At 60.4% G+C, this 25,535-nt stretch carries 18 protein-coding genes and 2 tRNA genes; 5 read left to right on the top strand and 15 right to left on the bottom strand.

Annotated features, from left to right (window positions below):
• Nucleotides 1-484: 484 nt before the first annotated feature.
• The 4 genes from ACTQWD_RS02720 to ACTQWD_RS02705 all read left to right on the top strand — a co-directional run bounded on the left by ACTQWD_RS02720 (nucleotide 485) and on the right by ACTQWD_RS02705 (nucleotide 4,140).
• Nucleotides 485-2,830: a heavy metal translocating P-type ATPase gene (locus tag ACTQWD_RS02720; protein ID WP_441559188.1), complete on the top strand. Its 2,346-nt coding sequence runs from the start codon at nucleotides 485-487 to the stop codon at nucleotides 2,828-2,830.
• A gap of 147 nt (nucleotides 2,831-2,977) precedes the next feature.
• Nucleotides 2,978-3,199 carry a heavy-metal-associated domain-containing protein gene (locus ACTQWD_RS02715; protein ID WP_154515953.1) on the top strand — a complete coding sequence of 74 codons (222 nt, stop codon included), beginning with the start codon at nucleotides 2,978-2,980 and terminating at the stop codon, nucleotides 3,197-3,199.
• Between the two features lie 48 nt (nucleotides 3,200-3,247).
• Nucleotides 3,248-3,520 carry a metal-sensing transcriptional repressor gene (locus ACTQWD_RS02710; RefSeq protein WP_154515956.1) on the top strand — a complete coding sequence of 91 codons (273 nt, stop codon included), beginning with the start codon at nucleotides 3,248-3,250 and terminating at the stop codon, nucleotides 3,518-3,520.
• A 146-nt stretch (nucleotides 3,521-3,666) separates the two neighbouring features.
• Complete coding sequence (locus tag ACTQWD_RS02705; RefSeq protein ID WP_427717775.1) at nucleotides 3,667-4,140, top strand: hypothetical protein; 474 nt, start codon at nucleotides 3,667-3,669, stop codon at nucleotides 4,138-4,140.
• A gap of 90 nt (nucleotides 4,141-4,230) precedes the next feature.
• On the opposite strand, the gene ACTQWD_RS02700 is transcribed toward ACTQWD_RS02705, so the two are convergent.
• The 5 genes from ACTQWD_RS02700 to gltB all read right to left on the bottom strand — a co-directional run bounded on the left by ACTQWD_RS02700 (nucleotide 4,231) and on the right by gltB (nucleotide 14,987).
• The gene (locus ACTQWD_RS02700; protein ID WP_441559187.1) at nucleotides 4,231-5,601 is read right to left on the bottom strand and encodes an amidohydrolase family protein; all 1,371 of its coding nucleotides are present in this window, start codon (nucleotides 5,599-5,601) and stop codon (nucleotides 4,231-4,233) included.
• A 572-nt stretch (nucleotides 5,602-6,173) separates the two neighbouring features.
• Complete coding sequence (locus tag ACTQWD_RS02695) at nucleotides 6,174-7,250, bottom strand: hypothetical protein (protein WP_441559186.1); 1,077 nt, start codon at nucleotides 7,248-7,250, stop codon at nucleotides 6,174-6,176.
• A 432-nt stretch (nucleotides 7,251-7,682) separates the two neighbouring features.
• On the bottom strand, nucleotides 7,683-8,390 hold the full coding sequence (locus ACTQWD_RS02690; protein ID WP_441056833.1) for a hypothetical protein: 708 nt from the start codon (nucleotides 8,388-8,390) through the stop codon (nucleotides 7,683-7,685).
• 424 nt (nucleotides 8,391-8,814) lie between these two features.
• Nucleotides 8,815-10,296 carry a glutamate synthase subunit beta gene (locus ACTQWD_RS02685; RefSeq protein WP_441559185.1) on the bottom strand — a complete coding sequence of 494 codons (1,482 nt, stop codon included), beginning with the start codon at nucleotides 10,294-10,296 and terminating at the stop codon, nucleotides 8,815-8,817.
• A gap of 5 nt (nucleotides 10,297-10,301) precedes the next feature.
• The gene (gltB, locus tag ACTQWD_RS02680) at nucleotides 10,302-14,987 is read right to left on the bottom strand and encodes a glutamate synthase large subunit (RefSeq protein ID WP_441559184.1); all 4,686 of its coding nucleotides are present in this window, start codon (nucleotides 14,985-14,987) and stop codon (nucleotides 10,302-10,304) included.
• 520 nt (nucleotides 14,988-15,507) lie between these two features.
• Between gltB and ACTQWD_RS02675 the strand changes: the two genes are divergently transcribed.
• Nucleotides 15,508-16,764, top strand: a complete 1,257-nt coding sequence (locus tag ACTQWD_RS02675) for an Nramp family divalent metal transporter (protein WP_441559183.1) — start codon at nucleotides 15,508-15,510, stop codon at nucleotides 16,762-16,764.
• 469 nt (nucleotides 16,765-17,233) lie between these two features.
• On the opposite strand, the gene ACTQWD_RS02670 is transcribed toward ACTQWD_RS02675, so the two are convergent.
• The 10 genes from ACTQWD_RS02670 to ftsE form a co-directional block, all read right to left on the bottom strand.
• Nucleotides 17,234-17,377, bottom strand: coding sequence for a rubredoxin-like domain-containing protein (locus ACTQWD_RS02670; RefSeq protein WP_035137395.1), 144 nt, complete (start codon nucleotides 17,375-17,377; stop codon nucleotides 17,234-17,236).
• 89 nt (nucleotides 17,378-17,466) lie between these two features.
• The gene (locus tag ACTQWD_RS02665) at nucleotides 17,467-17,970 is read right to left on the bottom strand and encodes a flavin reductase family protein (protein WP_441559182.1); all 504 of its coding nucleotides are present in this window, start codon (nucleotides 17,968-17,970) and stop codon (nucleotides 17,467-17,469) included.
• A 232-nt stretch (nucleotides 17,971-18,202) separates the two neighbouring features.
• Nucleotides 18,203-18,673 (bottom strand): SsrA-binding protein SmpB, encoded by a 471-nt coding sequence (gene smpB, locus ACTQWD_RS02660; protein ID WP_006235325.1) that lies wholly within the window; start codon nucleotides 18,671-18,673, stop codon nucleotides 18,203-18,205.
• Nucleotides 18,663-19,580, bottom strand: a complete 918-nt coding sequence (locus ACTQWD_RS02655; RefSeq protein ID WP_441559181.1) for a hypothetical protein — start codon at nucleotides 19,578-19,580, stop codon at nucleotides 18,663-18,665. Before ACTQWD_RS02655 ends, smpB begins: the two co-directional genes overlap by 11 nt.
• Before the next feature lie 95 nt (nucleotides 19,581-19,675).
• Nucleotides 19,676-19,752: transfer RNA gene (locus tag ACTQWD_RS02650), tRNA-Glu, on the bottom strand.
• Between the two features lie 17 nt (nucleotides 19,753-19,769).
• Nucleotides 19,770-19,843 (bottom strand) — tRNA-Gln (locus tag ACTQWD_RS02645).
• A 310-nt stretch (nucleotides 19,844-20,153) separates the two neighbouring features.
• Nucleotides 20,154-20,513 (bottom strand): arsenate reductase family protein, encoded by a 360-nt coding sequence (locus ACTQWD_RS02640; protein ID WP_427727422.1) that lies wholly within the window; start codon nucleotides 20,511-20,513, stop codon nucleotides 20,154-20,156.
• A gap of 315 nt (nucleotides 20,514-20,828) precedes the next feature.
• Complete coding sequence (locus ACTQWD_RS02635) at nucleotides 20,829-22,964, bottom strand: ribonuclease R family protein (RefSeq protein ID WP_441559180.1); 2,136 nt, start codon at nucleotides 22,962-22,964, stop codon at nucleotides 20,829-20,831.
• Nucleotides 22,965-23,231: 267 nt separating this feature from the next.
• Nucleotides 23,232-24,152 carry a permease-like cell division protein FtsX gene (gene ftsX, locus ACTQWD_RS02630; RefSeq protein ID WP_154515997.1) on the bottom strand — a complete coding sequence of 307 codons (921 nt, stop codon included), beginning with the start codon at nucleotides 24,150-24,152 and terminating at the stop codon, nucleotides 23,232-23,234.
• Complete coding sequence (ftsE, locus tag ACTQWD_RS02625) at nucleotides 24,139-25,356, bottom strand: cell division ATP-binding protein FtsE (RefSeq protein ID WP_441014996.1); 1,218 nt, start codon at nucleotides 25,354-25,356, stop codon at nucleotides 24,139-24,141. Before ftsE ends, ftsX begins: the two co-directional genes overlap by 14 nt.
• Nucleotides 25,357-25,535: the final 179 nt, after the last annotated feature.

Genomic DNA, 25,535 nt, shown 5'->3' with positions numbered 1-25,535 from the left:
CCAGACGCAGCAGCTCTAAGCGATGGAGCAGATTCGCCGCCGGTTAGTATACCTGCACTCCGTATGCCCCCACGTAAACCACAGATGACGAGGCGGACGGGGTGGGTCTGGGCCAATTGTCTCAATCTGTAACAGTTACGAGGCAAAACCAGGTCTACACGTTACGAATCGAGACAAACCAAAGCCTCGTAAAACAACATCTCGATCTGTAACAGATAGAGGTCATTTTCCCTTCCAGATGTTACAGATCGAGATGTTAAGCAACCGCTGAATTGTTTGTCTCAATCTGTAACAGCAACTCGGCAAAAACGGAACTAGATGTTACAGATTGAGACGAAGGGCGAGGATGGTGCGCTAACTTGGCAGTCGACCCCCGTATCGGAATGTCATACATTTCAACTTTTTCCATACACCCCCAGGGGGTATGGGTGTATAGTATCGAGAGGTTAACAATTCCAACACCGAACCACAGAAAGGAGAGGCCATGGCTCAAGATAAGTTCGACGTAGGCGGCATGACATGCGCCGCCTGCCAGGCGCACGTGGACCGTGCCGTGAGCAAGCTCGACGGCGTCCAAAGCGTCGCGGTCAACCTACTCGCCGGTTCCATGATGGTCGACTACGACCCCGCGCAGGTCTCCCCCGACGATATCTGCACCGCCGTCGACCGCGCGGGCTACTCGGCCTCACCCGTCAGCACGACGGGCACCGGTGCCGCCGGCTCAAACGGCAGCGCGCAAGCCAGGTCCGGCGCCGCCCATATGGAGTCGCCCACCAAAAAGCTGGAGGCCGCCGCCTCTGCCATACGCACCCGCCTCATCGTCTCGATCGTCTTCCTCATCCCACTGTTCTACATAGGCATGGGACACATGCTCGGCTGGCCGCTGCCCGGCATTTTCACCGACCATATCCACAGCATGACGCTCGCCCTCACCGAGCTTGTCCTGCTCATCCCCATCGTCTACGTCAACGACGCATACTTTACCAACGGGTTTAAATCGCTCGCGCACGGCGCACCCACCATGGACGCCCTTATTGCCGTGGGCGCCACCGCTTCCATTGCCTGGTCGCTCTATGCCATGTTCATCATGGCCGACCAGCTGGCCACGGGGCAGGTGCACGAGGCCATGATGACAGGCATGGACAATCTGTATTTTGAGAGCGCGGGCACGATCCTGTCGCTCGTCACCGTGGGCAAATACCTCGAGACGCGCAGTAAGTCCAAAACCGGCGGCGCCATCGAGGCGCTCATCGATCTGGCGCCTAAAACCGCGACCGTCGTTGCCGACGACGGCAGCGAAACCACCGTCGACGTCGATAACATCCTTCCCGGCCAGGTCCTGCGCGTGCACCCCGGCGAGTCAATCCCCGTCGACGGCGTGGTGCTCGAGGGTAGCTCGGCCGTGGACGAGAGTGCGCTCACCGGCGAGTCAATCCCCGTGGAAAAGACCGCCGGCGACACCGTCAACGCCGCCACCGTCAACCGCACCGGCTCGTTTACCTTCCGTGCCACGCGGGTTGGTGCCGAGACATCACTCGCCAAGATCATCCAGCTCGTCGAGGACGCCAACGCCACCAAGGCGCCCATCGCCCGCATGGCCGACAAGGTCGCCGGCGTGTTCGTGCCCGTGGTGTTCGTGATCTCGGCCGTGACCTTTGCGGTGTGGATGGCACTGACCGGCAGCATAAACGAGGCACTTACCTCCGCCGTGGCCGTGCTGGTGATCAGTTGTCCCTGCGCGCTCGGCCTAGCCACGCCCGTCGCCATTATGGTGGGCACCGGCAAGGGCGCCGAGATGGGCATTCTGTTTAAGAGCGCCGAGGCGCTGGAGAACCTGCGCGGCGTGGGTACCGTGGTGCTCGATAAGACGGGTACGGTCACCCGCGGCAAACCTGCCGTGACCGATATCGTGGTAGCCACGCGCGCCGATGGCTCGCCCGCCATGAGTGAAAAGGCGTTACTGAAGCTCGCTGCCGCGCTGGAGCGCTCGAGCGAGCATCCGCTGGCCGAGGCGATTATGACCGAGTGCGAGGCGCGCGGAATCGTGGCGCGCATGGTCGAGGACTTTGCCGCCGTGCCTGGACGAGGCGTTACGGCGCGCGAGGGGCAGAATATCATCGCTGCCGGTAACGTTCGCCTGATGAGCGAGCTGGGCGCGGAGGTGCCCTCAGGACTTGCGGAGCGATTTGCCGCCGAGGGCAAGACACCGTTGTTCTTTGCCAAGAACGGCGAGCTTGTCGGCACCATTGCCGTGGCTGACGAGGTCAAGGAGACGAGCGCTGAGGCCATCGCCGCGCTGCGTTCGCTCGGCGTCGACGTGCACATGCTCACCGGCGACAACCGTGTGACGGCCGAAGCAATCGCCCGCCGCGTAGGACTGAGCAGCAAGCAGGTCATTGCCGACGTGCTTCCCGCCGACAAGGAACGCCACGTGCGCGAACTGCAGGATGCGGGCGGCAAGGTCGCCATGGTGGGCGACGGCATCAACGACTCCCCTGCCCTGGCGCGCGCCGACGTGGGCCTTGCTATCGGCACCGGCGCCGACATCGCCAAGGAAGGGGCAGATGTGGTACTCATGCGCAGCGATCTCATGGACGTCGCCCGCGCTATCGAGCTTTCGCGCGCCACGATTCGCAACATCAAGCAAGACCTGTTCTGGGCGCTGTTCTACAACGGCATCGGCATTCCGCTCGCTGCGGGCGTGTTCTTCCCCCTCACCGGCTGGCAGCTCTCGCCGATGTTTGGCGCCGCAGCCATGAGCCTGTCGAGCGTGTGCGTCGTGTCCAATGCTCTGCGCCTGAAATCCTTTAAGCCTAAAGTGGCAAAATAGGCTCACCATTAAATCCACTTAGAACGGGTTTTCCAGGTGCCCGAGATTGACCTGAAAGAGGAGCGACGCGTACTTTGGTACGCGAGCGACGGCTTGAAGGTCAAGGTCGGGTGCCTGGGAAAGCCGACATAACAGAGAGGAATACCCATGCGTTACACAATTAAGACTTCCGGCCTTATGTGTGGCCACTGCGACGCTACTGTCGAGACGGCACTGCTCAACGTTGCCGGCGTGACCGACGCCGATGCCGATCACGAGACTCAGACGGTACAGGTGGAGTGCGCCGACACCGTGGCCGCCGAGCAGCTCGCTGCCGCCGTCGAGAGCGCCGGCGAGAAGTTCCACGCCCTGTCCGTGACCGCAGCCTAGCTGCTACCAGAAGCATTCGACCCCATCGACCAGAAACGAGGACCCGCCATGATGGCAGACCACAAATCGGTGAACCGTATGCTCAAGACGGCGCGCGGCCAGATCGACGGCATCCTGCGGATGGTCGAGGAGGACCGCTACTGCGTCGATATTTCCACGCAGCTCATGGCCACACAGGCACTCCTCGCGCGCATTAACGCCGACGTGCTCAAGGCGCATATCGAGGGCTGCGTGACTTCGGCAATCGAATCGGGCGACGAAGACCTCAAAGCCGCGAAGCTCGCCGAGATCGAACGCGTCGTCGACAAGCTCTCTAAGTAATCGGCGCATTGAGGACAAACCACTTTGCACCGTCTTGATGTTCCGAGGACAGGTATGTTTGCACCACATTGGTGCAGATTAACCTGTCCCCCTTGCTCTAAATCGGGTATAAAGGCGTGCGGCATATCGAATGAAAGGCAATTTGCATGAATGACTTTATGAAGGGCCGCAATGGCGCTGACGAGCTCACCATTGTGATGGGTTTTGCGGGCATCGTCATCGCGATGATCGGATCGATGGCCCGCGTCCAGTGGCTCAGTTGGATCGCCATCGCCGTCATCGTGATCGGCGTGCTGCGCGGCCTGTCCAAAAACATCGACGCACGTCGCAAGGAGAACGAGGCCTTTGTCGCCGGCTCGGCTAAGGTCCCCGGCTTGGGCAAGTTTGTCGCCAGCTTGGGTGGCGGCGCTGCAGCGGCCAGCACCTCACGCGCGGCCGGCACCAGTAAGGAAGACTTTGAGCGTGCCAAGCGCACGGCCAAGAAGATGTGGAAAGGTCGCAAGACCACGGCATACCTCAAGTGCCCCAACTGCGGCCAGATGCTCTCCGTTCCCAAGGGCAAAGGCAAAATCCGCGTCACCTGCCCCAAGTGCCACGCCAAGATGGAGACGCGCTCGTAGCCGCCATACCGCAGGACAAAATAAAAGCCGAGGCCTCGCACTGGGACCTCGGCTTATTTGAATGCGACAAAGGGCCCGCCCCCGTCACACCTACGCCACGCCGTCGCGGGCAAGCTCCTCGGCAAGCGCCTCGGCTGGCATGGCCATAATCGTGTCGAGCTCGGCGTCCACCTCGGGAATACGCTTCACCTTGAGTTTGCGCACCAGATCGCCACGACACATCACGTGCATCGGCTCGCGCAGAGCGCACAGGTCATCGAGCGGGTTCTCGCGCGTCACCAGGATATCGGCAGCCTTGCCGCACTCGATCGCACCGGTCTCGCCGCCCAGCCCCAGCAGCTCAGCATTGACCTGCGTAGCCGTATGCAGCGCAAACGCATTGCTCACGCCCACGTACTTGGCAAAATAGGCCACCTCGCGCCACATGTCGTACTGGGTCACGAACGGGCAGCTCGAATCCGTACCCAAACCTACCTTGATACCGGCTTCCAGCGCCGCTCGAGCGCTCTCGATAATGCCCGAGCACACGATATCGCCGTTCTTCTTTTGCGTGTCAGTCGAATGAGTCTTTTCCGGATCGAGCAGCACAAACGGCAGTGCGGGGCTGATCGTGCAGGTCACACTCGGCGCACGCCCCTCGAGCTGAGTTCCCGCGGCGCCGCGGTACAGCTCCAGGATCTCGGGCGTCAACGGAGCGCCGTGCTCGATCGTATCGACGCCGGCCTCGAGCGCGGCGCGTACGCCCTCGGTGCTCTCGACATGAGCCATAACCGGAAGGCCCATATCGTGTGCTGCCTTGCACGCCGCTGCGGCAACCTCCACCGGCATACGCAGCACGCCCGGCTCGCCCACCTCGGTCGCATCGAACACGCCGCCCGTTACGAACAGTTTAATGACATTGGCACCGCGCGCATACAGGTCGTGCACCTGTTCGGCCGCCTCGGAGGGACTGTTGGCCACCTGCGCGAACAAGCCCGCGCCGTGGCCACCCGGCACCGTAACGCCCGTTCCCGGCGCCACCAAACGCGGACCCTGATACTTGCCGGCATCGATGGCATCACGCGCGGCCAGATCGGCAAACAGCGGGTCGCCCGCGCCGCGCACCGTGGTCACGCCGCTTGCCAGCTGCTGTTGGGCGCTGCCCTTAAGAATATGGCGCACGATAGCGCGCCCCACGGGATTATCGAGCTTCTTCATCAGCGCGCCCGCATCGCCCGCCGAGACCGGCTTGCCCGAGCCGCACAGATGCACATGCATATTGATGAGGCCCGGCATGAGATACGCCCCGGCCAGGTCGAGGACCTCGGCACCTGCAGGCGCCTGCGCAACAGCGCTCGGCCCCATCCACGTGATGACACCGCGCTCAACGGCCACGGCCATGTCGGGCTGCGGCTCCATATGCTCCGAACCATCCAGGACGGTCGCATTGATAAACAACGTGGAACGATCGGCAGACGCCATATCGAGCTCCTCCCTCACGATTAACTTGAACATTTGTCCATTATCACCTAATGCAGCAAACTAAAGTCGAACATATCGGTTAGCGGAGGGACGAGAGAGCTGTGAGGGCAAACGGAGACAGCAGGGCAATGCTCCGGCCGTTCCAGCAAAACGTCTTGATTTGTAACAGGTAGACCAGGTTTTAGCAGCCAGATGTTACAGATCGAGATCTTTCGGCACCGCGTCCAGCCTTTGTCTCAATCTGTAACAGTTGGGTCGAATTTTGGCCGTTAGATGTTACAGATCAAGATCTTTCGGCACCGCGGCCAACCTTTGTCTCAATCTGTAACAGTTGGGTCGAATTTTGGCCGTTAGATGTTACAGATCGAGATATTCTCCAGCCCTGTCGTCAAACATCTAAATCTGTAACATGTAGACAGGTTTTCGGCCTCTAAATGTTACAGATTTAGATCTTTTAGCGGCAGCCAACCTTCTGTCTCGATCTGTAACAGTTACGAGGCCAAACGGCCCCTTGTTGTTACAGATCGAGACAAACTCGACAGGAACAACCACATCCGCGTTAGTCGTATCCCTCAGCGCCCATACCACTGACGCTTCCATCCCTCAGCCAAATCGGCCCGCTGCGAAATACCCGCCAGCCTCATCTTTTCAGCCAGCTTCCCCGGGTTCTTGAGCTCATCAAACGTGAACCTCAGCACCTTGTGCCCGAGCATTGTCAGATGAGACTCCCGCTGACGCTCTGCTACGAACGGGTCGACCGACACCCGATCCCCACCATCCTGCAGGGTATACTTTCCTCTTCCGTCGAGCTCGCCAATCACGCACGTCCCGTCCTCGAGCCTCCAGAAATAATCGACCCGAAACACCTGGCTCGAATCGAGCGGATCGCGAAACTCCACCTGCAACTCTGGCACCGGAAAACCGTATGCAATAAAGAACGCACGGAACCGAGACTCGCCACCATTTTCGGACAGCCCGTCCGCATGCGACGCAATCACCTGAGCTCTGCGATACCCGCGTCTGCCCTCGCAATCGGCCTGGAGCCGTTCGCAGAGGTCGTCGCGCGATATGCCCTTCGCCCGCAGCGCAGCATCGGCAATCGCCAGACCATATGAAAACGGCGCACGCAGCAGACAATCCTCCACCGTGCGCCAAAACGGCGTCACTCGCACGCCGTCGACGCACTCAAGCGCACCCGCCGCCTGCGGACGCAGCAGCCTATATCCCGTACTCAACGCCACCGAACAACCCGTCTTGACCAAGTAACGCGGCCCGAGCAGATCATTCGGCACCTCCAGGCCCCATATCAGCGCGGCGTCATACCCCCAAAACGCCCAATCGGGATGAAACTCCGCAAGCCCCTTGATGGTCCACCGAGCCCGCTCCGGCGGCGTCAACGCATCCCATTCATGCTGAAAACAGAATAGGTGCGATTCGGGCTCCGCAATATCGTCTGTGCCCACATGGCGCCGCAGCCACATGAGCTCGGCATTATCGTGCGTCGCAAGCAGCACGCCTTGTTCAGCCGCCTCCGTGAGCCTGGCAAGCATCCTATTCCGCGCCAAGGTGCTACGTGCTGCATGTTTGTGTTTGAAAACGGTACCAGACACTTTCATCACCACCACGTCAGACAAATGGACCATCGTCACCGTTGCCTCCGCTGACAAATGTCTTGATCTGTAACAGGAAGACAGTCTTTGAGCCTCTAGTTGTTACAGACTTAGATTGTTCGGCACCGCGGCCAACCTTTGTCTCGATCTGTAACAGTTAGGTCGAATTTTGGCCTGTAGATGTTACAGGTTGAGACATTTCCCCAGCTAGGTGCCAAACGTCTCAATCTGTAACAGTTGGATCGAGTTTTGGCCTGCAGATGTTACAGATCGAGACATCCCCCCTGCCGGGTTCCAAACATCTCAATCTGTAACAGTTAGGCGTTCTCCAGACCCCTAAACGTTACAGATTTAGACAAACCAGCGGCGCCCAAACATTCGTCTCGATCTGTAACAGGTAGACCGATTTTTTGTCCCTAGACGTTACAGACCGAGACAAATAGACGGGCGGCGGCGGCAGATGCCCATCCCCTACTCCCATTCCTGTTTGTAGATGTTGAGTGACTTTACGTAGCGCCCCTGGGCGCCCATGATGTCGCGAACCAGCCGTAAGAAGAAGCTGATACACGAGGTATCGAAGCCATCTTCTAGGTCCTCAGGATGCACGGCGCCAGGCCCGTCGACCGCCGTATCGCTCAGGCGCGCAATGTCGTAGAGGTAAAGCTGCCCCGCCGTCAGCCAGACATCGTCGACGCACGCGAGGCGCACCGCAATCGCGCCATCGCGCCAGTGCTCCTTTTGCACGATATGCGGATCGTAGACGTCAAAGCGACGGTCGGTACGCGTGTCACGCAGCGCGACCATACCGGTCGCGGGATCCTTATCCAAAATGCCAAAGCGCGAGAAATAGTGCGTGCCGCGCACCTGCTCGAGCCGTCTGAGCGAGACAGGCGAAAGCGACGCCGGCGGCTCGTCAACATACAGCTCAAGCAGCGTCTTGCCATGGTAATAGGGACGCTCGAACAGCAGCCAATCGGTAAATGCCATGTTATAGGCCATGATTTCATTTTGCGAGGGCTCCTCGCAATAGCTGAGCCATGGATCGACTATCACTTCGAACTGTGTACGCGCCGCCTCCAAAAACTGAAACTTGCGCAGCATCCAAAACTGGGCCATGCCGGCAATATCGTCACCGACGGCCTCGGCCAGACGTCCCCGGTCCAAAACATGATCAGCCATGGCATCCTCCTCAAACTGATAAACCTCAATTTGAGCTTACGAGGAGGGCGGGTGGTCGCCGCCATCACGGGCGAAATGGGCATCGGGCTGCAAACCAGATGCTGACCAAGCGCTTGACGGGATACTTGCAGATTATACAAATTGCCACAAAATCGCGGGTAGAACTAGACGAATCACCCGCGCCGCTGTCCGCAAACAACTAAAGCCGCCACATAAACAGCAGAGCGCAACGAGCGCAAACGCCAACGGGTAGGCAGCCAAACGTCGGCAAACGAGCAAAACGCTCGCAAACCCGCAAGGAGTGTCCCCGGATGCCGGCACGTAAGGAACGTCCCCAGCTGCCGGCACATGGGGACGTTCCTTATATGCCGGCCGTTGGGGACAGCCCTTGCCGATTCGATTGTTGAGTAACTCCGTGATTGTCTTACAGCCCCAGCGCCTCGGCGACCTCGGCTGCGCAGGCGAGGGCATCGGCCATGGCACTCACCACGAGCGAGCTGCCGTTGCGGGCATCGCCGGCCACATACACCGGCGCGGCATCCGCGGCAACGCCATCCACGCGAGCCGCAAGATGCGAGTCCTCGGAGGCCATCACAGGCAACGGACAGCCCGCCGTGGCAATAGGCACGTCAACAGCGTCGAACACGCCGTGCTCCGGACCCGTAAAGCCACAGGCGATCAGCACCAGCTGGGCCGGCACCTCGTGCTCGGAGCCCGCAATGCGTTCGGGCTTGCCGGCCGACCAGTCCAGATCGACCACGCGCAGGCCCGCGGCAGCGCCCTTCTTGTCCAGCAATACCTCGAGCGTATCCACGCCCCAAGCACGCATCTCGCCGCCCATGGCAGCGATAGCCTCCTGCTGACCGTAGTCGGTCTTCTTAACGTTGGGCCACTGCGGCCAGGGGTTGCTCGCCGCACGCTTATCGGGTGCGGCCGGCAAGAACTCAAACTGACGCACACTGCGTGCACCCTGGCGCACCGCGGTACCCACGCAGTCGTTGCCGGTATCGCCGCCGCCAATGACTACAACGTCCAGGCCGCGCGCGTTCACCGCGGGCTCGTCGCCGTCGAGCACCGACACGGTCGAAGCCGTCAGGTAGTCCACGGCATACACCACGCCCGGGGCATCCACATTCGTAGCCAAAAGACCGCGGGGCGTACGAGCGCCGGCAGCCACCACAACGGCGTCAAAACCATTGAGCTTGGCCGCCACCGCAGGGTTCGTAACGTCAGTACCCAGCTCAAAGACAATGCCCAGCTCGCGCATGAGCGCCACGCGGCGCTCGACCACGGACTTCTCGAGCTTCATGTTGGGAATGCCGTACATGAGCAGACCGCCTGGGCGGTCGTCGCGCTCAAACACCGTCACGCGGGCACCGCGACGCGCAAGTTCCCATGCAGCCACCAGGCCAGCCGGGCCGGAACCAACCACGGCGACCGAGGGCGCGTCCTCCCCTGCCGGCTCAAAGCGACGCGGGCCGCCGTTTGCCCATTCGTGGTCGCTGATCGCGCGCTCGTTATCGTGAATCGTTGTGGGCTGGCCGTCGACCGAACCCAGGTTGCACGCAGCCTCGCACAGTGCCGGGCATACGCGGCTCGTAAACTCGGGCATGGGCGAGGTGAGCGACAGGCGCTCGGCCGCATCGTCCCAGCGACCGCGATACACCAGCTCGTTCCACTCGGGAATCAGGTTGTGCAGCGGACAGCCACTCGGACGCGCCTTGCCAAAGCTCGCACCCATCTGGCAAAACGCCACGCCGCACATCATGCAGCGGCTCGCCTGGGCGCGGCGCGTATCGTCGTCGAGCTCCACATACAGCGGATCGAAATCGCGGCTGCGCTCCTCCACGGGGCGCAGCTCGTGGGTCACGCGATCGATATCAAGAAAAGCACCGGGCTTACCCATGGCACTTACGCCTCCTTCTTGGTCGAAGCAACAGGGCTGGCAGCCACGGGCGCACCGCCCGCGACATCAAAGCGAGCGACATCCGCGGCGCTCGCGCGGCCGGTCACGATGTCAAACGCCAACTCCTCGGCCTGCGCGTGCGTCTTGCCCACGGCCTCGGCCGCAGCGACAATCGCCAGCACGCGCTCGTACTCGGTCGGAATGACCTTCACAAAGTGCTTACTCATCGTCTCGAAGCTGTAGAGCAGCTTAATGCCGCGCGGGCTCTGTGTCGCGTCCACGTGCTCCTGGATGAGCGCGCGAATCTGCGCCAGCTCGCCAGCCGTCGGGGCCTTGAGTTCCACGCTCTCGTGGTTCACACGGGCCTCGAGCGTGCCGTACTGGTCAAAGACATAGGCCACGCCACCCGTCATACCGGCGGCGAAGTTCTGCCCGACCTCGCCCAAGATGAGCGCCAGGCCGCCCGTCATGTACTCGCAGCCATGGTTGCCGCAGCCCTCGACCACCACGGTGGCACCGGAGTTACGCACGGCAAAGCGCTGGCCTGCCAGGCCGTTAATAAAGCCGCGGCCGCTCGTGGCACCAAAGAACGCCACGTTGCCCACGATGATGTTCTCGTCGAACTTGTAGGTCGCATGCGGGTTGGGGCGCACCGACACCTCGCCGCCCGAAAGGCCCTTGCCAAAGTAGTCGTTGGCGTCACCGCACACGTTGAGCGTAATGCCGCGCGGCAGAAAGGCGCCAAAGCTCTGACCGGCCGAACCATCGCAATCGATGGTGATGGAGCCGGCGGGCAGGCCCTCGGGATGCGCCTTGGTCACTGCATTGCCCAGGATGGTGCCCACGCAACGGTTGACGTTGGCGATATCGGCGCGGAACCGAATCGGGCGCAGGTGCGCACGGGCATCGGCCGTATAGGGCACGAACAACGTGGAGTCGAGCGTCTTGTCGAGCTCGCTGTCCGAAGCCATCTGCGGCAGGAAGTGGCGACCGTCGGCGCCCGGGATATGGGCACCGAACTCGCAGGTCGCGCTCGCCAGCACGGGCGACAGATCAAGCAGGTTGGCCTTGCGGTTGCCCGGTACCTCGATCTGGCGCAGGCACTCGGGATGGCCGACCATCTCGTCGACGGTGCGGAAGCCCAGGCTCGCCATGACCTCACGCAGCTGCTCGGCAACAAAGAGCATAAAGTGCTCAACGTGCTCGGGCTTGCCGCGGAAGCCGCGACGCAGGCGACAGTTTTGCGTGGCGATGCCGGCCGGGCAGGTATCCTGCTGGCAGTCGCGCTGCATGAGACAGCCCATGGAGATGAGCGGCATGGTCGCAAAGCCAAACTCCTCGGCGCCCAGCAGGCAGGCGACGGCAACATCGGTGCCGTCCATGAGCTTGCCGTCGGCCTCGAGCACCACGCGGGAGCGCAGGCCGTTTTGCAGCAACGTCTGCTGAGCCTCGGCAAGGCCGAGCTCCAGCGGCAGGCCGGCGTGCCAAATGGAATCGCGCGCCGCGGCACCCGAGCCGCCATTGTGGCCGCTGATCAAGATCTTGTCGGCGGCACCCTTGGCCACACCGGTGGCGATGGTGCCGACGCCGGCCTCGCTGACCAGCTTGACCGACACGCGCGCACCGGGGTTGGCGTTCTTAAGATCAAAGATCAGCTCTGCCAGGTCCTCGATGGAGTAGATGTCGTGGTGCGGCGGAGGCGAGATCAGGCCGATGCCGGGCGTGGACTGACGGACCTCGGCGATCCAGGGGTAGACCTTCTTGCCGGGCAGGTGGCCACCCTCGCCGGGCTTGGCGCCCTGGGCCATCTTGATCTGAATCTCGAAGGCGCTGCACAGGTAGCGGCTCGTTACGCCAAAGCGCGCACTTGCCACCTGCTTGATGGCGGAGTTCTTGGAGTCACCGTTAGCCAGCGGGGTCTCGCGACGCGGATCCTCGCCGCCCTCGCCCGAGTTAGAGCGTCCGTGCAGGCGGTTCATGGCGATGGCCATGCACTCGTGCGCCTCTTTGCTGATAGAACCGTACGACATGGCACCGGTGTTAAAGCGGCGGACGATGTTGCGCGCGGGCTCCACCTCGTCGAGCGAAACCGGCGTGCGGCCGTTGGCATTAAAGTCGAGCAAGTCACGCAGGCGCACGGCACGGCCGGTGCGGTGCAGGCGGGCGCTGTACTCCTTAAAGGTGTCGTAGCTGTCCTCACGACAGGCGGTCTGCAGTAAGTAGACAGTCTGCGGATCGATGAGGTGATCCTCGCCGCCGAGCGGGCGCCACTTGGTCAGACCCAGCGTGGGCAGCTGATCGGGAGCCGGGGTCTTAAGGATAGCGAGCGCGGCGTCGTAGCGCTCGTTTTGCTCGCGCTCAACGTCCTCGACACCCATACCGCCCACACGGCTCACCGTGCCGGCAAAGTACGCGTTGACGAACTCCGGCGTAAAGCCCACGGCCTCGAAGATCTGCGCCGAATGGTAGCTCTGCACCGTGGAGATGCCCATCTTGGACATGATGGAAACGATGCCGGCGGTCGCAGCCTTATTGTAGTTGGCGATGCCCTGCTCGGCTGTCACGTCCAGATCGCCGTGCGCCGCCAAGTCGCGAATGCACGCATGCGCGTTGTACGGATAGATGCCGCTCGCGGAGTAGCCCACCAGCGCCGCAAAGTCGTGCGGAGACACGGCGTCGCCACACTCCACCACAATGTCGGCAAAGGTACGCACGCCGGCGCGGATCAGGTGGTTGTGCACGCAACCCACGGCGAGCAGTGACGGCACGGGTACCTCGTCCGCTCCGGCGCGATCGCTCAACACCACGATGTTCACGCCGTCGCGGACCGCAGCCTCAACGTCCTCTGCAAGCTGCTTGAGCGCAGCCTGCAGCGCGCCCTCGCCGGCATCGCGGCGGTAAACGGCACGGAAACGGCGGGTCTTAAAGCCAACACGGTCAATCGCGCAAATGCGGTCGAACTCCTCCTCGCTCAGCAGTGGGCGCTCCAGACGCACGAGTTGGCAGGCCGTACGAGAATCCTCGAGCAGGTTGCCGTGGTTGCCCAGGTAGAGCGTGGTCGAGGTGACCATATGCTCGCGCAGGGCGTCGATCGGCGGGTTCGTGACCTGGGCGAACAGTTGATAGAAGTAGTCAAAGAACGAGCGTGTCTTCTTGGACAGGCAGGCCAGCGGCGCATCGATACCCATCGAGGCGAGCGGGGCCTTGCCCTGCTGGGCCATGGGGCGCACGACCTCGTCAACATCATCCCAGTGGTAGCCGAGCTTGGCCATACGCACGGCGGCAGGCACCTCGGCATCCTCGGCAGGCGTTGCCGCGGCGGGCTTGTCGAGCGCGTCAACGGTCAGCGTCTCCTCGGCAATCCAATCGCGGTAGGGCTTTTCCTTGGCATAGCGGGCGCGCAGCTCGTCATTGTAGATCACACGGCCGCGGGCAAAATCGACCTCGAGCATCTGGCCCGGTCCCAAACAACCGCTTGTCAGGATATTCTCGGGACGCACCTCGATGGTGCCCACCTCGCTTGCCAGCATAAAGCGGCCGTCGCGCGTCACGTAGTAGCGAGCCGGGCGCAGGCCGTTGCGGTCGAGGGCGGCACCCAGCGTACGGCCGTCGGTAAAGGCGATGGCCGCCGGGCCGTCCCAGGGCTCCATGAGCATGGACTGGTAGGCATCGTAGGCGCGACGCTCCTCGCTCAGGTTGTCGTTGTGGTCCCACGGCTCGGGCAGCAACATGGACGCGGCACGCGTGAGCGGACGGCCGTTCATGACCAAAAACTCGAGCACATTATCCAGAATCGCGGAGTCGGAACCCTCGCGGTTGATGATGGGCATCACACGCTCAAGATCATGCTGCAGCACGGGGCTGTACAGGTTAGGTTCGCGGGCGCGAATCCAGTTGACGTTGCCCTTGAGGGTGTTGATCTCGCCGTTGTGGATAATAAAGCGGTTGGGATGTGCGCGCTCCCAGCTAGGCGTGGTGTTGGTGGAGTAGCGCGAGTGGACGAGCGCCACGGCCGTCTTAACGGCGGCGTCGTTGAGATCGATAAAGAAGCGGCGCATCTGCGTGGCGACCAGCATGCCCTTGTACACGATGGTGCGCGAGCTCATGGAGCACACATAGAAGATCTTGTCGCGCAGGGCAAACTCGGCGTCGGCCTTCTTTTCGATGGTGCGGCGGCACACGTACAGGCGACGCTCAAAGGCATCGCCGGCGGGCGTGTCGTCCGGACGGCCCAGGAAGGCCTGCAGGATGGTGGGCATGCAGGCGCGGGCCGTCTCGCCCAGATCGTGAGGGTCGACCGGCACCTCGCGCCAAAAGAGCAGCGGCACGCCGGTCTCGGCACAGCCTTCCTCAAACACGCGGCGGGCATCCTCTACGCCCTTGTCGTCTTGCGGGAAGAACAGCATGGCCACGCCATAGTCGCCCTCTGCCGGCAGAATCTGGCCGCACTTTTGAGCCTCTTTGCGGAAAAAGTGATGCGGAACCTGGAACAGGATGCCGGCGCCGTCGCCGGTATTCTTCTCGAGTCCCGTGCCACCGCGGTGCTCCAAGTTGACCAGAATGGACAGCGCATCGTCCAGAATCTGGTGGTGGCGCTCACCGTTGATATCGGCAAGAGCGCCGATGCCACATGCATCGTGGTCGAATTCGGGGCGATAAAGGCCCTGCTGCTGAGCGGAATCTGCCTGCATCGCGATCCTCCCCTAGATATTTAGACAGTCAGTTGAATAGGCATACTAGAAGCATCGCCGGCCCATTGTGTTTCCCGCCCGTTTCGAAACAATTGCGTAACGCACGCCCTACGAGTGGACACCGCCGACCTCAAGGGCAACAAGGGCCCCAGGTTCGGCCTGTAAGCTCACCGCTTCAAACATCTCAATCTGTAACAGGAAGACCCAATTTCGACGACTAACTGTTACAGATTTAGATGTTTTTGAGAGACGATTCCGAATGTCTCAGTCTGTAACACGAAGGGCCGGTTTTGGCGGTCAGCTGTTACGGATCAAGATTTTCCATAGGACCATTTCTTCCTGTCTCGATCTGTAACACCTAGGCCCAATTTCCATCCCTAGTTGTTACAGATCAAGACATTTCGGCAACCCCCTTTTACCATCCTATTCAAATACAACAATTTTGTTAGTCATGGTCAAATTTTGAGCCTAAAACGGGTATCCTTTGCGGCGTCAAACAAACGGCACGCAGGAGTGCACCATGATCGACCAACTCAAACATCACTTTGGCTCCCCGCGCACCGGCGGCCACGGCGGACTCGACATCGCACGGCATATCGGCCCCGGGCTGCTCGTGACCGTCGGCTTTATCGACCCGGGCAATTGGGCCTCCAATATGGCCGCCGGCTCGCAGTTTGGCTACGCGCTGCTGTGGATCGTCACGCTGTCCACGATCATGCTCATCATGCTGCAACACAACGCGGCTCACTTGGGCATCGCCACGGGCATGTGTCTTGCCGAGGCCACGACGCGCCACCTGCCCCGCCTCGTCGGGCGTGCGATACTCGGCAGTGCGTATCTAGCCACGGTCGCCACCGCCATGGCCGAAGTCCTGGGCGGTGCGATCGCACTTCAAATGCTCTTTGGCCTGCCCGTACGTGCCGGCTGCATCATCGTGGCGGCGGCATCGATTGCCATGCTCATGACAAGCTCCTACAAACGCGCCGAACGCTGGATTATCGCCTTCGTGGGCGTGGTGGGACTTTCGTTTTTAGCCGAGCTTCTGCTGGTCAAGGTCGACTGGCCGCAAGCCGCCACAAGCTGGATCACACCCAGTATGCCCACCGGCTCAGTCGCGATTATCGTAAGTGTCCTAGGCGCGGTCGTTATGCCCCACAACCTCTTCCTGCATTCCGAGGTCATCCAATCCATGCACTTTGAAGGCCAAGGCGAGCAGGTTATCGAAGAACGCCTGCACTACGAGCTCTTCGACACGCTCTTTTCGATGGGTGTGGGCTGGGCAATCAACTCGGCCATGGTCATCCTGGCCGCAACGACCTTCTTTGCGCACGGCATTGTCGTAGACGATCTCGCCGTCGCAGCGGCCACGCTCTCCCCCATTCTGGGCCCGGCAAGCTCGACCATCTTTGCGGTGGCACTGCTGTTTGCGGGCATATCGAGTAGCGTGACGGCGGGCATGGCGGCGGGCACCATCACCGCGGGCATATTCGACGAGGAATACGACATCCACGACCGACATTCCTCGATCGGAGTGGCGGCCTGTTTCGTCGGCGCAGTGGCGGCGTGCCTGATCGTCCCGAATCCTTTTGAGGGTCTCATTTGGAGTCAGGCACTGTTGTCGCTTCAGCTGCCGATTACGGTCTTTGTGCTCATACGACTCACCAGCTCGCCCCGCGTCATGGGCAAATACGCCAACTCGCGCCCGCTCAACGCGTTGCTCGTAGGGATCGGTGTCATCGTGACGATTCTCGACATCGTGCTGCTAACGGGGATGTAATGGGATGGCGTGACTGTCCAGATATAACGTCTCAATCTGTAACACGTGAGGCCGTTTTGAGCCCTTAGATGTTACAGATTGAGATTTTCTGAGAGATAGTTTCAGTTTGTCTCGATCTGTAACAAGTGGACCCAATTTCCGCGCCCAGATGTTACAGATCGAGATATTTCTTCAGCCCCAACCTTTTGTCTCGATCTGTAACAAGTAGAGGGGGTTTACGTGCCTAAATGTTATAGATTGAGATTTTGAGAATGATGGTTTTGGTTTGTCTCGTTCTGTAACAGGAAGACCCGTTTTGAGCCGTTAGATGTTGCAGGTTAAGACAAAAGGTCGGCCGGACTCACAACAGACAGGATCGGCTAATAGCAGCCGTGATCCCTTGGGGACGGAGGAAAAGAGCCCCGGCCGGGATATCCGACCGGGGCCCTTGGACAGAGCTATATGTTGCTGCAAGTCGTGTGTCTACGAGCTACTCCTCGACGAGCTCAAACTGATCGGGACCGACGCCACACACCGGGCACACGTAATCCTCGGGCAGCTCGGGCGTGTCGACCTCTACCTCGTAACCGCAAACGGTGCACACGAACTTATACGTCTTCTTTTCCTCGGCCATGATGTTCTCCTCTCGAACGTGGCTGCTGGTGTACTTTGCTTATTAGTATACATTCTTAATAATATAATGCAAGCGGTTTTACCGCATTTCTACCCTTGGTACGAAGACGCCTTGGGCGGCGTCTTGCCCTTCAGGACCTTATGGTAGTAATCGTAGGTGAGCGGCGTCTCGTCGCTCAGGCGCTCGGCATCCTCGACCTCACCGATAAACAGTAGATGCGTGCCCACATCCACTGTGTCGATCAAACGGCAGCTAAACAAGGCCGCCGCATGCTCGGGAACATAGGGCATGCCCAGTGCGGTCTCGCGCGTCTCGTACTTGGCAAATTTGTTATAGTTGCTGCTGGTACGGAATCCAAAGTTACCAATGTAGGGCATATCGGCCGTCTGATCGATCACGGTCAGCGCAAAGGCCTTGGCAGACGAGATAACGCCAGACGTGACATTTTCCTTGTTCACGGCAACCGAAATGCGCGGCGGCGTGGACGTCACCTGCACCGCGGTGTTGATAATGCAGCCGGCGCGCGACCCATCTGCCGCGGCACTCACCACATACAGCCCGCACGGCATCGTAAAGAACGCAGTTTTATCCAAAACGATCACTCCCCTAACTCGGAATTGAGCCTTGCAGACGTATATACCCACAATGAGACATATGTGTCAGAACGGTAAGAAAAATGAGCCACACACAGTTGCGGTGAAAAAGTCCCTGTTTAAGCCTGGATACCCAACAAACAGGAACTATTCCACCGCAACTTGCGAGGAGCAGACCGGGAGTACGACAACAGTGATGGATGAACATCCCCGCCCGCCCGGATATCAACCCTTAGCGATTACGCTCCTTAAGCGCGCGATCGATTTCGCGCTGAACGTCACGTTTGGCCATGTCCTCGCGTTTGTCGTAGAGCTTTTTGCCACGGCCCAGGCCCAACAGCAGCTTAACGCGACCATCGGTATTAAAGTAGAGCTCGAGCGGCACCAGTGCATAGCCGCGGTTGCGTAGTTTGCCGTCAAGAAAATCAATCTCCTTGCGATGCAGCAGCAGACGGCGCCGGCGATCGGGATCACGGTTCCACACGCCACCGTGACTATAGGGATGGATGTGCAAACCCACCAGCCAGCACTCGCCGCCGCGAATCAGCGCAAAAGTATCGGTAATCTGACAGGCGCGCTCGCGAATCGACTTGACCTCGGTACCGCTCAGCTCAATGCCGCATTCGAATGTCTCGTCGATAAAGTATTCGTGATGCGCCGAACGATTCTTGGAGATGAGCTTGCGCTCGCGCTTACTGGGCATCGCCGGCCTCCTCGGCGTCATCGGCTTTCCCGCTCGCGGCCTCGCGTTTGGCCTTGCGCTCGGCGTTGAGCTCGGCATCGCTTTCGCGCACCAGCTTAATGATCGCCGCGCATGCCTCCTCGCCCACCAGGTCGCGGGCACGGACCGTCAGGCGTGTAGCCTCCTGCTTGTCACCGTCGCCCGCAGCGTCGGTCGCACACATAATCAGACAAATGGCAATCTCGGCCGAAGGCGAGGTCGGTACGCCCTGCAACGCCAGCTCGCCCATCACATGCTCATCACTCTCGTCGACGGCATCCGGATAGGTGGCATGGATCTTGCTGAGCAAGCGCGTCGTATGTGAATCGCCAGGGGCCAAGCGCAGCGCCAGACGTGCGCAACCCACGGCCGCCGAGACGTTCTCGGTCTCGGGCTCCAAAAAGTACTGGCCCAAGTTGGCGTAGGCGCGGGCGGCGCACCTGCCGTCACTCGCACGCTCCAGCACCGAAAACGAAAGCGAAGCCCACTCCTGCTTGTCCTCGAGCGCACGGAACAGCTCGGCCAGATCCAGTCGGTAGTTGCAGTTCATGGGGTCCCAGCGCACGGCCTGCATCAAGGCATTGCGGGCGCTCACATAATCCTGCTGACGGATGTAGGCAAACGCCATGTCGGAGTACAGGCGGTCAAACGGCACCTCGACCTGCACCAGCTCGCGTGGATCCTTTTCCACGCGGCGGTAGGCCAGGCGCTCAAACTTGCTATCGAAGCTAAAGTACTGGCGGTTCTCCTCCGTTTTGCACTCGGCATCGATATACTCCTCGGCGAGCTCCACCAAACGCTCCAGCAGCGGCGTCGCCGTGGCCAGGTCTCCCTGCGCCAGGTAATTCTCGGCATACGTAATGTCTTGTAGGCTGATGGGCAGGTCCATGGCAACTCCTCGGTCCAGGTGAAACGCGGCTCATTCCACACATGCGGTGTATACACAAAACCCGGGTCTCTTGCGAGGCCCGGGCATTCAATTTGTGGTAGCCCGTACCAGATTCGAACTGGTGATCTCCGCCTTGAGAGGGCGGCGTCCTAAACCGCTAGACGAACGGGCCATATGTAGCAAATGCAATGGCTGGGATGGAGGGAGTCGAACCCCCATTGACGGAACCAGAATCCGCTGTCCTGCCATTAGACGACATCCCAATGATTGCATCGCTGCGCTCGGCTGTGCCTTTGCGCAAGAAAGAAATATACGGGAAGTCTCGCCGTGACGCAAGCCCCAATTTTGACTTTTTTAAAATTGGCCTGATTTTAGCCAACCCGTGAAGGACCTGTGAAGCGACACATCTGCCCCTTATGGACAAAGGATAGCGAAGTGATACTTCGACAAGCACGCATAGCTCTTCGGCCCACACGGGTGGCCGCGGTTCAAAAACTGACCGGAGCAAGCCTGTCAGCGAAAACTGTATCCCAAAATCGGCATCCAAAACGGGATACAGCTTCCCCGCAGTCGCTACAGCAACGCCTCGGTCCAAGCCGCTTCCCTAAAGCCGGGGATCGCAAAGTCGTCGCCCACCAGCAGCGGGCGCTTAACCAGCATGCCGTCAGTCGCCAGCAGCTCGCAGCATTCCTGGTCCGTCATACCCGCATCCAGGCGCGCTTTCAGACCAAGCTCTCGATATTTCATGCCCGACGAGTTAAAGAAGCGTCGCACCGGCAATCCCGACCGCGCAACCCACGCGGAAAGCTCCTCGGCTGTTGGGTTATCCGCTACGATATCGCGATCGATATACTCAACCCCGTGCTCATCCAGCCATGCCTTAGCCTTTTTACAGGTAGAGCACTTGGGATACTCAACAAATAGCACTGCCACAGGAATCTCCTCTTCGTAAAGACGCATGTCTGGGTAAGCGCCGAAGCGTCGATGGCGCGTATCGACAGTTGACATTGTAACCGGTTGCCATAAAGAGTATCCAACGATGCCGGTAGTATCTTGGGTATCCAGACACGTCTTGCATGGGCGCCGATGGGACGAGTGGCATAACGCGCCAACGCGGCCACCAGCAGCACCAGCACGATAGCGGTGACATCGCCCGCAGCATCGAAACCCAGGTCAATAATGTCGAAGTGCCTGCCGGGAACAAAAATCTTATGCACCCGGTCGCCAACCAAGTTTTTTCTGGCCAAACTAATGGATGAGCTTAAAGTCCAAGTGCCCGCGGGTCGTGTTGACGCGCGAGACCTCGATGATCACGCGTTGCCCCAACTCAAAACGGCGCCCCGTGTCGGCACCCGTCAACGTGAGCGCGTCCTCGTCAAACTCGAACCACTCGCTTCCCAAGCTCTTAATCGAGACCAAGCCCTCGACCTGTGTCAGGTCGAGGCGCACAAAGAGGCCCATGCTGCTGACCCACGAAATGGTTCCGGCGTAGCGCTCGCCCAGACGATCCTCGTAATACTGGGCGATCTTGATCTTTTGCGTCGCATGGCTGGCAGCGTCGGCCGCACGCTCGGCATCGCTGCATGCACGGCAAATCTGCGGCAAGATGCGCGGCAGCGACTCGCGACCCTTGCCGATCAGCCGCGGCGTGCGCGCCAAGGCATCCTTGCCGCCCAGCTGCTCATACGCCAGCTGCAATTTGAGCACGCGATGGACAACAAGGTCCGGATAGCGTCGGATAGGGCTCGTAAAGTGGCAGTAGCACGGCGCGGCGAGCGCAAAGTGGCCCTCGTTGCGCGGCTTGTACAGCGCGCGCTGCATACTGCGCAATAGCAACGTGTTGACAAGCGGGGCATTTGCCGTGCCAGCGGCAGCGTCAACCGCCGCCTGCAGCTCATCGGGACTTCCCAGGGCAATGCCGGCCGCGCGGCGATCGTCGATGATACCCAGCTGCGCCAGCGCCACAGCGGCCCCGTGCAAGCTGTCAGGGCTGGGATCCTCATGCACGCGATAGCATGCCTCAATATCGCGGTCTGCCAGCCACTCGGCAACGCACTCGTTGGCAAGCAGCATAGCTTCCTCGATGAGCGACGTGGCACACGAGCGCTCGCGGGCCACGATCTGCACGGGAATGCCGTCCTCGTCCAGCAAAGCGCGAATCTCCGCCGTGTCAAAGTCGACCGAGCCGCGCGCACGGCGAATGCGACGGCGTCGCTCGGCAAGCTCGTTGGCAGCGACTAGGAAATCGCTCAGATCCACGTCGTAGTCGCGGGCAGTCTCTTCGCAAGTCAAACCGCGCTCAAGCGCCTCCTCGCGCGACGCCTCGGCTGCAGCAACATCCTCGGCGGCACCTTCCAACACGGAGTACTCAACCGCACCGGCACGCACCAGCAGTGCCTCGGCACCGTCATAGTCCATGCGCACGCGCGAGCGAATCACGCTAGGATACGGATCGTAGTGGCGGACGTGCCCCTGCGCATCGAGCTCGATGTCGACGGTAAACGCCAGGCGATCCTCGTCGGGGCGCAAGGAACACAGGTCATTCGACAGGCGCTCGGGCAACATGGGAAGCACGCGATCGGCAAGGTACACCGACGTCGTGCGATGGCGAGCCTCTAGGTCGATGTGTCCATCCCAGGCCACATAATGCGATACATCGGCGATATGGACACCCAGCTTGTAGCCGCCCTGCGTCGTGCGCTCCAAAGAGATGGCGTCGTCAAAGTCGCGCGCGTCGACCGGATCGATCGTGATGATAAAACGGTCGCGCAGATCACGGCGAAGTGGGTCCTTAAGAGCTGTCGCCACGTCGAGCGATAGCTCCTCGGCCTCGGCAAGGGCGGTCTCGGGATAACTATCGGTATAGCCGTAACGAGCCATGACATATTGAACGCCCAAGTCGGGTGCATCGTCGCCGCCAATGCGGCGCTCAAGAGTCACGGTGCCCGATTCCAATCGTGTCGGATAGGTCAAGATGCGTGCGACGACTGCATCGCCCGGATGCACGCCCAAACGCTCCGCCGAAGTATCCTCGGGCAACATAAAGAAATCGGCCTTGAGACGCGAATCAAGCGGCTCGATCACACCGAGCGGGCCTGCCGTCTGATACGTGCCCACCACGCTTATGGCCGCGCGCTCGACAACGCCCTCGATCACGGCACGGCGATCGCCGCGCGGTCCGGTCTTAATGCTCACGGCCACGATGTCGCCGTCCATAATCTCGCGCTTGCCGCGACCCATAACCTTATAGTCGCCATTATCGGTGACAACATAGGCGCTATGCTCATGGAGCTGCACGCGGCCCGTCAGGCTGGGACGCCGCTCGCTACGCACCGGCGCGCGCTTGTTGCGAGCGCTACGCTTATGTTTGTTATTGCGCCCCATGGCGCCTCCTTACTATCTGTTGCGGGGCCCGCAGGCGCAACCGCATCATGTCAAAACACCGTGCAGGCCTAAACCGCACGCATCAAAGAGTCTACCCAATCAACAACAGGGCACGCACCTCGCGTCATGATCCCTATGTGACGGAGAAAATCGAATTATCGAGACAAGCCGAACTGCCAGTGAGTCCTTTTCCTCCGTCGCACGGGATCAAAAAACGGGCCGCCCCAGAGCGGGACGGCCCGTTAGCAAAACTAATTCCAGCTGTGTCTACACGCGCAGGTAGCGACGCATGGCAATGGCGGAACCAAAGAGACCGATGATCACGCCGACCAGGATCAGTGCGGCATACGTCACCAGGTAGTATTGCATCGGCAGCGCAAACGACATCCAGCCAATGCTCTCCTGAAGACGCGGAACCAACAGGTTGCGAAGCAGCTCCAAAACACCGATGGAAAGCAGCGAGCCCAAAACGGCCTGCAGCACGCCCTCGGTGATAAACGGACCGCGAATAAAGCCATTGCTGGCGCCCACCAGGCGCATGATAGCAATCTCGCGGCGGCGAGCCGTAATCGACAGGCGAATCGTGTTGTTGATAAAGATGAACGCGATAAACGTCAGCAAACCAACAAGCACAACGGCAGCGATGCGGATGTAGTTCGTCACCTGGAACAGGCGGCTCACTTCCTCCTGACCGTACAGAACGCTCGCATCGACGTCACCGTCATCCGCGATCTTCTGGAAATCGGAGTTCTTCTTGAGCTTCTTGGCCGTGCTCTCGACCTGGGACGGATCGTCCATCTCGATCGCGAACGAAGCAGGCAGCGGATTCTGGCCATCAAGTGCGCTCAGAGTGGCGTCGGCGTTACCCGACATCTTGCTCGTGTACTCGGCCAGCGCGTCGTCCTTGTCCTTATAGGTCACGGACTTAACGTTGTTCCACGTCTTGAGCTCACTCTCGAAAGCCTGGACGTCGGCCTGGTCGGCGTCATCGCTAATAAACGCGTTGATAACAACCTGGTCCTCAACGGTGCCGATCACGGAGTTCAGCATCGCGGAACCCATGATGAACAGGCCGATGATAAACAGCGAAAGAAAAATCGTGATGACGGCGCCGAGCGAGGTGGTCCAGTTACGGAAGAAGTGGCTCATTGCCTCTTTGAGCGAATAGCCCACGTTAGTTGGTGCCATAGTTGCCGTAACCTCCCCTCTCCTGGTCGCGGATTACGTGGCCGCCCTCGAGGGCGATCACGCGACGATGCATACTATCGACCATCTCGCGATCGTGGGTAGCCACGATCACGGTCGTGCCGGTGCGGTTAATGCGCTCGAGCAGCTTCATGATGCCGAGCGAAATTGCCGGGTCGAGGTTGCCCGTTGGCTCGTCACAAATCAGCAGCGGCGGACGGTTGACCATGGCGCGGGCGACGGCCACGCGCTGTTGCTCGCCGCCGGAAAGCTGATCGGGCAGCGAGTCCATCTGATCGGCCAAACCGACCAGACGCAGCACCTCGGGCACCTGGCTGCGAATGACGCCCTTGGGCTTGCCTATGCACTGCAGGGCAAACGCCACGTTTTCATAGGCGGTCTTTTGCGGCAGAAGCTTAAAGTCCTGGAACACGGCGCCAATCTGGCGGCGCAGGAAGGGAACCTTGCGGTTCTTGATTTTCATGAGATCCTGACCGGCGACCAAAATGCGACCGCTCGTAGGCCTGACATCACGGTTGAGCGTGGAAAGCAGCGTGGTCTTACCCGATCCGGAATGACCGACCAAGAAGACGAACTCACCCGGATAGATCTCGATGTTGATGTCGTCGAGTGCGGGCTTGTTGGGCTGTGCCGGGTAGATCTTGGTGACATGCTCCATCAGAATGACGGGCTCGACACCGGCCTGCTTGGCCATCTTCTTGCGACTTGCCTGCGGATCGATAGGCGCGAACACCGACGTAAAATCGGGGTTGTTGAGCGCGTTGTCAAGACTTGCGACCTCGGCAGCCTGATCATTCTCGACCATGGGCGCAGCGGGCTGCGTAGGATCGGGAATGCCGGCAAAGAGGCCGGACTGCGCCGGCTGCGGCGCGGGCGTAGCAGGAGCCATGGGATCGGGAATGCCCGCCATGGTCGGCTGAGGCTCGGCTGACGTCTGAGGCTGGTTCACGCGAGCAGTCACCTTTTGGACGGGCTCAAAGCCCGCAGCGGCGGAAAGCTCGGCATCGCTGGTGGGATTGTAGGCAAAGGGATCGGATACCGGCCGTGCCTGATCTGCCGGTTGTGCGGGGGCCTGGGCAATATGCTGGCCCTCTGAATCCGGAGTGGCGAAACGTGTGCCCGGGACACCTTGCCGTGTCTTGGGGGCCTCATCGCCCGCACCGGAGGTACGGAAGTGGTTACCCACTGGTGCTCCTTATCATCGTGCGTTTAAACTACATGAGCGCTTTGTATTTTAGCAGCATTAGCTTCACTGCACATAAGAAGCATGGCAGGGTTTTGGTCTCACCGGCCGCGCACAGGGCTAGCTCCCAAATCGTCCTCGGACATGTCGGAGTCCCCGCTGCGCGCTTCGCGCTGCGGGGA

This window comes from Collinsella sp. LCP19S3_B6 (assembly GCF_052121815.1).
GTDB lineage: Bacteria > Actinomycetota > Coriobacteriia > Coriobacteriales > Coriobacteriaceae > Collinsella.
The sequence above is the reverse complement of the archived record's forward strand: the minus strand, read 5'-3'. Positions and strand labels throughout refer to the sequence as shown.